A 5,106-nucleotide genomic window follows, 5' to 3' on the forward strand; every position below is an offset into this window, starting at 1 on the left:
GCCGCCGGCGGCGCGGACCTTGGCCTCCATCGCCTCCAGGTCGTCGGCGTAGAGGATCACCAGCGGCATCCGGCTCTGGTCGGCGGCGTCGGCGTTGAAGCCGCCGTCGAGGCCCTCGTCGAAGGCCGCGTAGCTCGGCCCGTAGTCGGTGAAGGCCCAGCCGAAGGCCTGCTCGTAGAAGCGCTTGGTGGCGATCAGGTCGCCGCCGGGAAGCTCCACATAGTCGATCCGGCCGTCTTCGCCCATGGCCTGCTCCTGTCGTGGTGTTCGCTGAATGTTCTAGTTGGTGCGAGCGGAGATGAGAAGCGTGAATCCGCGCTTCTCTACGCTGTCATGTATGGACGGTAGAGGGTGGAGGGATGTCATGGCATCCGCCAGACGCAGGTCTTCTTGACCTCCATGTCCTCCAGCTCGCGGCTGGTGGGCACCTGGTATTCGGCGAGCTTCTCTAGGCCCTGCCGCGGGAAGTAGCTGCGGCCCGGGTCGCCGATCAGGACCGTGGCGCCGGCGGCGCGGGCTTCGCCCAGCCAGGCCAGCACGCGCTCGGCGAGCGGTTTCTCGTAGCAGATGTCGCCGGCCAGGATCACATCGGCCCAGGCGGGCGGCGGCAGGTCCAGCAGGTTGTCGGCGGTGAAGTCGACGCTGACGCCGTTGCGCTGGGCGTTCAGGCCGACGGCGGCCTCGCAGAAGAGGTCGATGTCGGCGGCCAGCACGCGCCGCGCGCCCGCCTTCAGGGTCGCGATGGCGACGATGCCGGAGCCGGCGGCGAAGTCGACCGCCTGCTTGCCGGCGACGATCTGCGGGTGGTCGAGGAGGTAGCGCGCCAGCGCCTGGCCGCCGGCCCAGGCGAAGGCCCAGAACGGCGGCGGCAGGCCGATCTCTTCCAGCGCCTCCTCGGTCATGCGCCAGACGGGCGTGATCTCGTCGGCCAGGTGCAGCTCCAGCTCCGGCGTGTGCGGCGGGCGCTGGAGCCGGGTGTGGGCGGCGACGAAGGCGCGGCGGCCCGCCGGCGTGGGCTCGATCACGGCGCTCAGAGCCTGATCGCGCCGGCCGCGAAGGCGGCGGCGAGCACTAGGCCGGCCCAGGTGTTGGCCTTGAAGAGCACCAGGGCGCGCACCGGATTGTCGACCTGCACCCGCGTCGACTGCAGGATCAGGTGGACGGCGTAGATCGCGAAGATCGGCACGAACAGAAAGCCAAGGTTCGCCCAGACGTAGGCCCCGAACGCCAGCGCCAGGGAGACGCCGTAGAAGCCCAGGATCGCCCGCGGGGCCCGCGCGCCCAGCCGGCGCGCCGACGACTTCACCCCGGCCAGGGCGTCGTCCTCCAGGTCCTGGATGGCGTAGATGGTGTCGTAACCGAGGGTCCAGAAGAGGCCGCCGGCGTAGAGCAGGAGCGCCGCCCCGCTCATCCGCCCGGTCGCCGCGGCGAAGCCCAGCACCGCGCCCCAGTTGAAGGTGAGCCCCAGCCAGGCCTGCGGCCACCAGGTGATCCGCTTCATGAACGGATAGGCCGCCACCAGCGCCAGCGAGCCGATTCCCAACCCGATCGCCAGCGGCCCCATGGTCAGGAGGATGCCGAACGAGACCAGGCTGCAGATGGCGATGAAGGCCCAGGCCTGCTTGACGCTGATCTGGCCCGACGGGATCGGCCGGCCGGCGGTGCGGGCGACCTTGGCGTCGATGTCGCGGTCGACGATGTCGTTAAAGGCGCAGCCCGCCGCCCGCATCAGCGCTGCACCGATGAGGAACTCGAAGAGCAGCAGAAGGTCGGGCGGGCGTCGGGTCATGGCGCCGGCCATCGCGATCGCCTGCCAGCCGGGCAGCATCAAAAGCCAGATCCCGGTCGGCCGGTCGAACCGTCCGAGCTTCAGCCATGGCCGAAGCGCCGCCGGCGCGCGCCGGTCGACCCAGTTGCTCGGGGCGGCGTCGGGCAGCGGCGCGGACTGGCTCATGGGCGGGGGATTAGCAGATGGGGCGGGCCCGTTCCATGCCGCTACCTCTCCAGCCGCCCGTCGTCCAGGGCCGCGCTTTCGAAGGGGAAAAGGACGTCCGTGTCGGCCGGCGGCACGGTCGCGGCGATCTTCGGCGGCGCGAGCCGGTGAGCCAGGTAGCTGAGGATCGCAAGCCTGGCCGTGTGCTTCCTGTCGGCGCGCACGCAGATCCAGGGCGACAGCGCCGTCGAGGTCCGCTGCAGCATGATGTTGCGCGCGTCGGTGTAGCCGTCCCACTTTTCCTGGGCCACGGCGTCGAGCGGCGAGGCCTTGAGCACCTTCAAGGGGTCGGTCCGGCGCTCGTCGAGCCGCTCGGCCTGCTCGGCCTTGGAGACGTCGAGCCAGAGCTTGACGATCTTCAGCCCGCTCTCGAGCAGCATGGCCTCCATGGTCGGCACGTCGCGCAGGAAGGTCTCCTGCTCCTCGGGGGTGGAGAAGCCCATCACCCGCTCGACGCCGGCGCGGTTGTACCAGGAGCGGTTGAAGATCACCGTCTCGCCGCAGGCGGGCAGGTGCTCGACATAGCGCTGGAAGTACCACTCGCTGCGCTCGCGGTCCGACGGCTTGGGGAGGGCGACGACGCGGGTGCTGCGCACCGACAGGTGCTCGGTCAGCACGCGAATCGCGCCGTCCTTGCCGGCGGCGTCGCGGCCTTCGAAGATGATCAGCACCTTCTCGCCGCAGTCCACCGCCTGCTGTTGCCACTTCACCAGGGCGAGTTGGCGGGCCTCGAGTTCCGGATCGTCGTCGTGCTTGGACATGCTGGGAGAGTAACGCGAAAGCCCCGCAATTCGTCACCACGCGAACTGTCATCCCGGTCTTCGCCTCGCGAAACCGGGGTGACAGCTGAGGGAAGGGCGCTAAACCTCCGCCCCATGATCCGCCTCTTCGTGCCCCACGACCTGGCCGCAGGCGCCGCGCTTCCGCTGGACGAGGGGCAGAGCCGCTATCTGGCGGCGGTGATGCGGCTCGCCGTCGGCGACGTGCTCGCCGTGTTCAACGGCCGCGACGGCGAGTGGCGCGCGCGGGTGGCGAGCGTCGGCAAGCGGGCGGTGACGCTGGAGGCCGAGGCCCAGGCGCGGCCGCAGTCGGCGGGGCCGGACCTCGACCTCGTCGTGGCGCTGGTCAAGCGCGCCAGGCTCGAGACCATCGTCGAGAAGGCGGCCGAGCTCGGCGCGCGGCGCGTGCGGCCGGTGATCACCGAGCGCACCAACGCCGACCACACCCGCGTCGACCGGCTGCAGGCCATCGCCGTCGAGGCGGCCGAACAGACCGGCCGGCTGGATACGCCCGAGGTGCTGGAGCCGGTGAAGCTGGAGAGGCTGATCGAGGGCTGGGACGCTGGTCGGCGGTTGCTGTTCTGCGACGAGGCGGGCGAGGCCCACCCGGCGCTTCAGGCGCTGAAGGGCGCCGCGGAGGGGCCCTGGGCGATCCTGATCGGGCCGGAGGGCGGCTTTTCGCCGGGCGAGCGCGAGCGTCTGCGTTCGCTGAACTTCGCGATCCCGGCGACGCTGGGACCGCGGATCCTGCGCGCCGACACCGCCGCGATCAGCGCGCTCACGCTATGGCAGGCGGCGCTCGGCGACTGGCGCCCTTGAGCCTGAACAGTTTGCACCCATGTCACGGCAGGGCATAAGGATCGCGGCCAAGCGGGGCCGTAGGGTTTGGCGCGTCTGAACCGTCCCGCGGGCTGCGAGTTGGGCGCCTGGGCGTCCATAGGGAGAGCGTCATTGGCCGACATCGCTTGCAAGGACCGCCCTCTGGTCTTCGAAGACCTCGTCCGCTGGTTCGAGGCGGGCGCGAAGCCCGCGTCCGACTGGCGCGTGGGCGCCGAGCACGAGAAGTTCGTCTTCCGCCTGGGCTCGCATGAGCCGGTCCCTTACGAGCCGGCCGGCATCAAGGCCCTGCTCGACGGTCTGACCCGGTATGGCTGGCGGCCGGTCTCCGAGGGCGACAACGTCATCGCGCTTGAACGCGGCAAGGCCAGCGTCAGCCTGGAGCCGGGCGGCCAGTTCGAGCTGTCCGGCGCGCCGCTGGAGACCATCCACGAGATCTGCGAGGAGACCGGCGGCCACCTGCAGGAGGTCAAGGTCGTCGCCGACGAGCTGGGCCTGGGCTTCCTGGGCCTCGGTTTCACGCCGACCTGGCGCCGCGACGAGATCCCGGTGATGCCCAAGGGGCGCTACAAGATCATGCGCGCCTACATGCCCAAGGTCGGCGGCATGGGCCTCGACATGATGTTCCGCACCTGCACGGTGCAGGCCAACCTCGACTTCGGCTCGGAAGCCGACATGGTGGCCAAGTTCCGCACCAGCCTGGCGCTGCAGCCGATCGCCACCGCCCTTTTCGCCAATTCGCCCTTCGTCGAGGGCGGGCCGTCGGGCCTGCTCTCCAGCCGCGCCAACGTCTGGACCGACACCGATCCGGACCGCACCGGCATGCTCGACTTCGTCTTCCAGGACGGCTTCGGCTTCGAGGCCTACGCCCGCTACGCGCTCGACGTGCCGATGTACTTCGTCAAGCGCGACGGCAAGTACGTCGACGTCTCCGGCCAGTCGTTCCGCGACTTCATGGACGGCAAGCTCCCCGGTCTGCCCGGGGTCAGGCCGACGCTCAAGGACTGGGCGGACCACACCACCACCATCTTCCCGGAAGTCCGCCTCAAGCAGTACCTGGAGATGCGCGGGGCCGACTCCGGCCCGTGGAGCCGGCTCTGCGCGCTGCCCGCCCTGTGGATGGGGCTGCTCTACGACTCCGCGGCGCTGGCGGCGGCCTGGGACCTCTGCAAGGACTGGGCGATTTCGGACCACGAGCGGCTGCGCGCCGACGTCGCGCGCCTCGGCCTGAAGGCCGAGGTCGGCGGCCGGACCGTGCAGGACGTGGCCAAGGACGTGCTGGCCATCGCCCGCGAAGGGCTGAAGCGTCGCAACCGCCTCTCCGGCGGCCTGGTCGACGAGAGCGGCTACCTGGGCGAGCTGCACGAGATCGCCGAGAGCGGGATCACGCCGGCCGAACGCCTGCTCGAGCTCTACAACGGCCCCTGGGCCGGCGACGCCGGCAAGGTCTACGAGGCCTTCGCGTACTGAGGCTCAGTGCGCTTTGCGCCGGATCAG

At 70.4% G+C, this 5,106-nt stretch carries 6 protein-coding genes; 2 read left to right on the forward strand and 4 right to left on the reverse strand.

Translation table 11 applies throughout. The annotated features are described in order from the left end of the window. The 4 genes from VJS38_RS12865 to VJS38_RS12880 all read right to left on the reverse strand — a co-directional run. Positions 1 to 246, reverse strand: a 246-nt coding sequence (locus VJS38_RS12865) for a VOC family protein (protein ID WP_324088546.1), incomplete at its 3' end; no start/stop codon positions are given. A gap of 116 nt (positions 247 to 362) precedes the next feature. Next, on the reverse strand, positions 363 to 1,025 hold the full coding sequence (locus VJS38_RS12870) for a methyltransferase (protein WP_324088547.1): 663 nt from the start codon (positions 1,023 to 1,025) through the stop codon (positions 363 to 365). Positions 1,026 to 1,030: 5 nt separating this feature from the next. Next, entirely contained in the window at positions 1,031 to 1,954 is a 924-nt protein-coding gene (gene ubiA, locus VJS38_RS12875) for a 4-hydroxybenzoate octaprenyltransferase (RefSeq protein ID WP_324088548.1), read from the reverse strand. 41 nt (positions 1,955 to 1,995) lie between these two features. Beyond that, a complete protein-coding gene (locus VJS38_RS12880) occupies positions 1,996 to 2,754 on the reverse strand; it encodes a polyphosphate kinase 2 (protein WP_324088549.1) in 759 nt (252 codons plus the stop codon). 114 nt (positions 2,755 to 2,868) lie between these two features. Here VJS38_RS12880 and VJS38_RS12885 point away from each other — a divergent pair, with 114 nt between their 5' ends. Next, on the forward strand, positions 2,869 to 3,591 hold the full coding sequence (locus VJS38_RS12885; protein WP_324088550.1) for a 16S rRNA (uracil(1498)-N(3))-methyltransferase: 723 nt from the start codon (positions 2,869 to 2,871) through the stop codon (positions 3,589 to 3,591). A gap of 132 nt (positions 3,592 to 3,723) precedes the next feature. After that, positions 3,724 to 5,079 carry a glutamate--cysteine ligase gene (locus VJS38_RS12890; RefSeq protein WP_324088551.1) on the forward strand — a complete coding sequence of 452 codons (1,356 nt, stop codon included), beginning with the start codon at positions 3,724 to 3,726 and terminating at the stop codon, positions 5,077 to 5,079. Positions 5,080 to 5,106 lie beyond the last annotated feature (27 nt).

Origin of the sequence: Phenylobacterium sp. (genome assembly GCF_035276905.1) — a bacterium.
GTDB lineage: Bacteria > Pseudomonadota > Alphaproteobacteria > Caulobacterales > Caulobacteraceae > Phenylobacterium.

Coding starts and splice junctions, on each gene's coding strand:
- ubiA (WP_324088548.1), bottom strand. CDS start 1,954: ATGAGCCAGTCCGCGCCGCTGCCCGACGCCGCCCCGAGCAACTGGGTC.
- VJS38_RS12880 (WP_324088549.1), bottom strand. CDS start 2,754: ATGTCCAAGCACGACGACGATCCGGAACTCGAGGCCCGCCAACTCGCC.
- VJS38_RS12885 (WP_324088550.1), top strand. CDS start 2,869: ATGATCCGCCTCTTCGTGCCCCACGACCTGGCCGCAGGCGCCGCGCTT.